Origin of the sequence: Acinetobacter stercoris, from assembly GCF_900323515.1 — a bacterium.
Classification (GTDB): Bacteria; Pseudomonadota; Gammaproteobacteria; order Pseudomonadales; family Moraxellaceae; genus Acinetobacter; species Acinetobacter stercoris.
The window spans coordinates 1-5,541 of sequence record NZ_OOGT01000237.1; the positions used below are offsets into that span (position 1 = coordinate 1).

The following is a 5,541-nucleotide window of genomic DNA, read 5'->3' on the forward strand; positions in this document are numbered from 1 at the left end:
GTTATATAGAGTATGAAATATAAGATTAAAACAACAATTATTGAATATTCATAGCATATTTCAGTTACACTTAAGCAAATTTAAAAGAGAGCCCAAATATGCATTTACAACCATCTTTTAGACAGGAGCCAAATCCTGAACTTAAAACATGGTTATATGCTTCTGGTTCTCTTACACAACAGTTAACAGAGCTTGCCGATGGAATTTTCAAGGTTGAGCCTACCCGTGAATATTTTAAAAGACTGACTTTTCTTGATAGCAAATGGATGCGAGTTCCTCACCAGCATACCTCTTGGGTGAGGGAAAGCCTGCTTTATGGATGTGAAGGAGAAGCCTGGGTTAAAGCAAAAAGTATTTTTCCTATTCAAAGTCTCCAAGGTCGTGCACGCTTATTTAAACATATTGGTAAGAAACCGATAGGCTGGTTTTTATTTGAAAGAACTGAGCCCAAATGTGAAAGACGAGTTATCTGGCTGGATGAAGGGTGGACGAGACAAAGTTGCTATACTTGGCATGGATGCAAGTTTATTGTACAGGAAACTTTTTTGCCGAAATTTGAACAATTTCTTAAACAACATGGTTAAGGATCGCAATGACTACACTTCAACATATCAATTGGCGCGAACGTTTAGCGGCATACTATTATCTATGCCGTTTTGATAAACCTATTGGTACTGAACTGGTCTTCTGGCCGACCATGTGGGCATTGTGGATTGCTGCTGAAGGTATTCCGGATATTGTAACTCTTACTGCCATGGTGGTCGGTACGATTCTTATGCGCGCTGCAGGTTGTGCGATCAATGATTTTGCTGATCGAAAAGTAGATGCACATGTAGCAAGAACTAAAGATCGACCATTAGCTACTGGAGTTATTTCAGCTAAGGAAGCTATATATGTGTTTTTGCTTCTGGTTCTTGCCAGTGCCTGCACATTATTTTTTCTCCCTGTAGCTACTTTTTATTGTGCTTTAGCTGGCCTTGTTCTGGCTTTTATTTATCCCTTTATGAAGCGTTATACCCATTTACCGCAAGTGGTATTAGGAATGGCTTTTTCCTGGGGAATACCTATGTCGTTTACAGCTATGGGTAAGCCTTTGGATGCTACATGCTGGTTGCTGTATTTTGGAAATCTGGCTTGGACAGTTGCTTATGATACGCAGTATGCCATCACTGATCGAGAATATGATTTGAAAATTGGGGTCAAGTCGACAGCAATTTTATTTGGGAAATATGACATTGAAATCATTTCACTGCTACAGGCAACTGCTGTTGTATTGATTGGTTTAGCTCTATATCGCGCTGAAATATTATTTCCTTATGGTTTAATTGGATTGTTTATTGTTGTTGCCGATTTTATTTATCAATGGACAAAAACCAATGATCGTGATCCTCAACGTTGTTTCTGGGCATTTCGCCATAATCGCTGGGTTGGAATTATTCTTTTCTTAACAATTTTTATAGCCTATTTATAACAAATTTTAATTTATGTTTTAAAAGAGCATCCTAGTCAGATGCTTTTTTTTATGTTTTATTAAAAATGCTCATGAAGAGCGATAAAATAACAAAAGGAAAATTCAAGATGAAAAAAATAATCCAACGTTCGATACTTACTGTTAGCTGTTCAACATTTTTATTTCTAGCCGCTTGTAATGACGATGACAAAGAGTATGTTTCTTATCAAAATTATGTGAGTGAGACGACATATAATAAAGATAAGATGAACAATGCTTCCTCTGTAAATGTCATGACTTATCGTATGCCGACAGTGTCAGGTGAAACCCGTATTGCGACAGCAATGGTGATGACTCCTAAAACGGTACAACCTGAAAATGGATGGAGGGTAGTGGTCTGGGAACATGGTACCGTTGGTATCGGTGATAGTTGTGCACCGAGCAATAATGTATTTAATCCCCGTTTTAAAAATATGGCTGAGAGTTTGCTTGCGGAGGGATATGTTGTCATTGCTCCAGATTATGAGGGACTCGGTACAGCAGGCATTCATCCATATTTAAATCTAGGCAGTGCTGCGAAATCAGCCTCCTACGCTGTACAAGCCTATAAAGCACGTTATGGTCATCAGGTAAATGGTGTATGGATGTCAGTGGGGCAATCGCAGGGAGGACATGCTTCTTTAGGCACGGCAGAATATGAGAACAATAACCCTAATTATAAAGGCGCTGTTGCTGGTGCTCCTGCATCAAGTCTAGGATATATTATTTCAGTTGTTGCACCGCAGGCTTTGCAAAAACTCGTTGCGGAAGGTCATACTGATATAGCAATAGGGGTTTATGCTGAATTACTGGCTTATGCTGCTTATACTACTGTAGGTATAAAAGCATATGATCCTAGATTTAACTATCAATCACTTTTTCAGGATCGATCACAGCCATTGGTTGAGTTTGCTGAGGGAACTACAGGTGAAAATGGCTTATGTCTGGATGACATGCATAATAAATTTGCTGATGATATCCGTGCATTTTTAAGTGAAAATCCTACAAAAACTGTTGTAGATTATCCTGGATTGAAAAGTGACTTTCAGAGTAATGCAACAGTAAGCAAATTTTTAACAGATAATCAACCAGCAACCAAGAAAATAAATACGCCTGTGATGATTATTCAAGGTACCGCTGATATGGCAGTGCCTTACCAGGTGACACAACAGCTCCAGCATGATCTCAAAGAGATGGGAACAGATGTAACTTTCCTATTAGTTGAGGGAGCAACTCATACAGAAGCGATTGTGAAAAAGAATGCTGACCTTGTTGCATTTATCAAAACGCATATGCCAGCTCGTTAAGCGGATAAAAGAAAGAAGCTTCGGCTTCTTTCTAAACTGCATATGCAATATCTTTGCGTAAATGTCGAATACTTGGTACATCCGTGTATCTTAAAACTATATAGCCTGCCTCATTTAGCATAGCATCTCTTTTACTATCTTCCAGTTCCTTACCTATATGGCTTGGATCATCCAGCTCTATAATAACGACGACGTTTAACTGTTGATCTAGCAACACGAAATCTGTGACTTTTCTATTAAATTGACGGCGTATTTTATAATTATCACTGGTCATTAATGAACTAAATGCAACTTGAGCCAAGACATGATATTGAGGAAATGCTTCGTTCAGACGAATAAACATTTTATACTCAAAATCTGTAATTACCCGCTTGGGAAAGTAAACTTGCCTGGATTCTAAATACTGTTTATAGCATATATATACTAACAGACAGCAGGCGAGGCAGCCGATTGTAATTGAAAGATAATGAAGCAATGGAATCACACTTTTGATCGGACAAGAAAAAACCCACTCAAATAGAGTGGGTTTTTAGAATCTGGCTCTCCAACCTGGGCTCGAACCAGGGACCTGCGGATTAACAGTCCGTCGCTCTACCGACTGAGCTATTGGAGAATCTGGAACGCATTGTATTTGTCTGACTCTGATAGGTCAAGATGTCTAGTTCGAAAAAGGCACAAAAAATGAAATAACTGTTTTATTTATCACCAAAAAACTCAAAGAGATAATAATTTAAAGATAAAGATAAAGATAAAGATAAAGATAAAGATAAAGCTGAATGCTGGGTGTTCATACCATACATATATTGATAGATGAACAAATATTTCAGTAAAGTCGTTTTCTTAGGTAGATAGATAAAAAAAGCCCACTTAAATAAAGTGGGCTTTTAGAATCTGGCTCTCCAACCTGGGCTCGAACCAGGGACCTGCGGATTAACAGTCCGTCGCTCTACCGACTNAGCTATTGGAGAATCTGATGCGCATTTTAGGAGGTAAAATGACTGTCGTCAACCCAATTTAATAAATCAACCTATTGATTGCTGTATAAATACGCATTTGATATCTAAAAAGAAAAAAAATCACCCATATAGGGTGATTTTTATTTGAAAAATAAAAATTATTTTTCTACACCAGCTTCTTGACCAGCATATTTAGCATTTGCATAGTCCCAGTTAGCCAAGCTTTCAAGGAAAGTTGTAATGTATTTAGGACGTGCATTACGGTAATCGATATAATAAGCATGTTCCCAAACATCAATTGTAAGCACAGCAACTTGACCATGAGCAAGTGGAGTATCTGCATTTGAAGTTTTAAGAATAGAAAGGTTACCGTTTACTTTATCTGCAACTAACCAAGCCCAGCCAGAACCGAATTGAGTTGTTGCAGCAGCAGCAAATTCTTCAGCAAATTTTTCATAAGAACCAAATGCTTCATCAATTTTAGCAGCTAAAGCACCAGTTGCTTTACCACCACCATTTGGTTTGATGCTGTTCCAGTAGAATGTGTGGTTCCAAACTTGAGCAGCATTGTTGAAGATACCTGCTTTAGATGCATCACCAGCAGTCGCTTTGATGATTTCTTCTAAAGTTTTACCTTCAAGGTCAGTGCCTTTGATCAGGTTGTTCAAGTTTACAACATAAGTGTTGTGATGCTTGTCATGATGATATTCTAAAGTTTCTTTGCTGATATGCGGAGCGAGATCATCATATCCGTATGGAAGAGCTGGTAAAGTAATGGTTGTCATGTCTTTAATTCCTTGCATTTTGCTGGGTTTTAACATTAAGTGACTTTATTGTAATGGATTATTCTCATAAATGCGCATGATGTTAAATAACAATACACAATTTATTTCGAATTAATACGTATAAAGAAAATGTTAAAAACAGCTTAGATGTCGTGGCAAAGCTTTGCTGCATTGGTATACCAATGAAGCCAATATTTACCCTGATTAAATCGGATTATTTAACTCGAAATAACTATACTCAATATTGAACTGTTCTGAAATAGCTTTTGCAAGTCGTTGTACACCATATCTTTCGGTTGCATGGTGACCACAAGCGTAATAATGCACATCTAGCTCTTTGGCTTCATAAAAAGTACGTTCACTTACTTCACCAGAAATATAAGCATCACAATTTTGTTCCGCTGCTTTAGTAATAAAATCCTGTGCTGCACCTGTACAAAAACCAACTTTTTGAATGTTTGTTTTTTGGGCATCTAGATGAATGGCATCAAATCCTAAGCGTTCTGATAAAAAAGCCTTGAAATCCTGTGGTGAAATCGGTTTATTTAAATAACCAATATTACCAATGGGATTTCGCTCACTTGGGTCTAAAGCTTCAATATTCTCAAGCTCAAGTATTTCAGCAATTGCAGCGTTATTACCTAGAGTTGGATGTGAATCTAAAGGAAGATGATAACCGACTAGAGAAATATCATGTTTTATGAGTGACTTGATACGGTTTCCACGCATCCCCGTAATAGGGTAAGGCTCGCCTTTCCAAAAATAACCATGATGAACCAAGAGTAAATCAGCTTTTGCTGAAATTGCAGCATCGATAGCATCTTGAGAAGCTGTTACAGCACAAAGGATTTTTCTCACCTCAGCTGTACCTTCGATTTGCAAACCATTTGGGGCGTAATCACGAAATTCATGTGCTTTGAGTGTTTGGTTGCACCACGCAATAATGTCTGATAACTGAGCCATAAATACCTAAAATAATTGTCAGTAATACTTTATATCAAAAC

Annotated in this window: 6 protein-coding genes and 2 tRNA genes; 3 read left to right on the top strand and 5 right to left on the bottom strand. The window is 37.7% G+C overall.

Going from position 1 to position 5,541, the window contains the following annotated elements; all coding sequences use genetic code 11:
- The first annotated feature begins 98 nt into the window (after nucleotides 1-98).
- The 3 genes from KPC_RS17430 to KPC_RS17440 all read left to right on the top strand — a co-directional run bounded on the left by KPC_RS17430 (nucleotide 99) and on the right by KPC_RS17440 (nucleotide 2,796).
- Entirely contained in the window at nucleotides 99-584 is a 486-nt protein-coding gene (locus KPC_RS17430; protein WP_121975612.1) for a chorismate--pyruvate lyase family protein, read from the top strand.
- A gap of 8 nt (nucleotides 585-592) precedes the next feature.
- Entirely contained in the window at nucleotides 593-1,471 is an 879-nt protein-coding gene (gene ubiA / locus KPC_RS17435) for a 4-hydroxybenzoate octaprenyltransferase (RefSeq protein ID WP_121975613.1), read from the top strand.
- Nucleotides 1,472-1,578: 107 nt separating this feature from the next.
- Complete coding sequence (locus KPC_RS17440; RefSeq protein WP_121975614.1) at nucleotides 1,579-2,796, top strand: alpha/beta hydrolase family protein; 1,218 nt, start codon at nucleotides 1,579-1,581, stop codon at nucleotides 2,794-2,796.
- 31 nt (nucleotides 2,797-2,827) lie between these two features.
- Here KPC_RS17440 and KPC_RS17445 read toward each other — a convergent pair whose 3' ends face one another.
- The 5 genes from KPC_RS17445 to KPC_RS17465 form a co-directional block, all read right to left on the bottom strand.
- A complete protein-coding gene (locus KPC_RS17445; RefSeq protein ID WP_121975615.1) occupies nucleotides 2,828-3,280 on the bottom strand; it encodes a DUF2726 domain-containing protein in 453 nt (150 codons plus the stop codon).
- Nucleotides 3,281-3,333: 53 nt separating this feature from the next.
- A tRNA-Asn gene (locus KPC_RS17450) sits at nucleotides 3,334-3,409 on the bottom strand.
- Between the two features lie 279 nt (nucleotides 3,410-3,688).
- Nucleotides 3,689-3,764, bottom strand: a tRNA-Asn gene (locus tag KPC_RS17455).
- Between the two features lie 146 nt (nucleotides 3,765-3,910).
- Nucleotides 3,911-4,537 (bottom strand): superoxide dismutase, encoded by a 627-nt coding sequence (locus KPC_RS17460; protein WP_121975617.1) that lies wholly within the window; start codon nucleotides 4,535-4,537, stop codon nucleotides 3,911-3,913.
- Nucleotides 4,538-4,741: 204 nt separating this feature from the next.
- Nucleotides 4,742-5,500: a Nif3-like dinuclear metal center hexameric protein gene (locus KPC_RS17465; protein WP_121975616.1), complete on the bottom strand. Its 759-nt coding sequence runs from the start codon at nucleotides 5,498-5,500 to the stop codon at nucleotides 4,742-4,744.
- Nucleotides 5,501-5,541: the final 41 nt, after the last annotated feature.

Bases quoted from the DNA above. Each gene is read 5' to 3' on its own strand.
- KPC_RS17460 (WP_121975617.1), bottom strand. From the start codon at position 4,537: ATGACAACCATTACTTTACCAGCTCTTCCATACGGATATGATGATCTC.
- KPC_RS17440 (WP_121975614.1), top strand. From the start codon at position 1,579: ATGAAAAAAATAATCCAACGTTCGATACTTACTGTTAGCTGTTCAACA.
- KPC_RS17430 (WP_121975612.1), top strand. From the start codon at position 99: ATGCATTTACAACCATCTTTTAGACAGGAGCCAAATCCTGAACTTAAA.
- KPC_RS17465 (WP_121975616.1), bottom strand. From the start codon at position 5,500: ATGGCTCAGTTATCAGACATTATTGCGTGGTGCAACCAAACACTCAAA.
- ubiA (WP_121975613.1), top strand. From the start codon at position 593: ATGACTACACTTCAACATATCAATTGGCGCGAACGTTTAGCGGCATAC.